Annotated in this window: 1 protein-coding gene; it reads right to left on the reverse strand. The window is 58.1% G+C overall.

Going from position 1 to position 248, the window contains the following annotated elements:
- On the reverse strand, positions 1–248 hold a 248-nt coding region (locus tag A6049_RS32380), incomplete at both ends, for a hypothetical protein (RefSeq protein ID WP_205412073.1).

Here is a 248-nt window from a genome sequence, read left to right on the forward strand (position 1 = left end):
CCTGTCACTCCTGTTACTCCAGTAAAACCCGTAGCTCCTGTGGCTCCTGTTGTTCCCGTTCCTGTTGCACCTGTCGCACCAGTTACTCCAGTAAGTCCCGTTGCACCTGTGGCTCCCGTAGCTCCGGTTCCGGTTGATCCTGTCGTACCGGTTACCCCAGTAAGACCCGTGGCTCCAGTAGCCCCTGTAGCTCCCGTTCCCGTTGCACCTGTCACTCCAGTTACCCCAGTAAGACCCGTTGCACCTGT

Source organism: Paenibacillus sp. O199, from assembly GCF_001636635.1.
GTDB lineage: Bacteria > Bacillota > Bacilli > Paenibacillales > Paenibacillaceae > Paenibacillus > Paenibacillus marchantiae.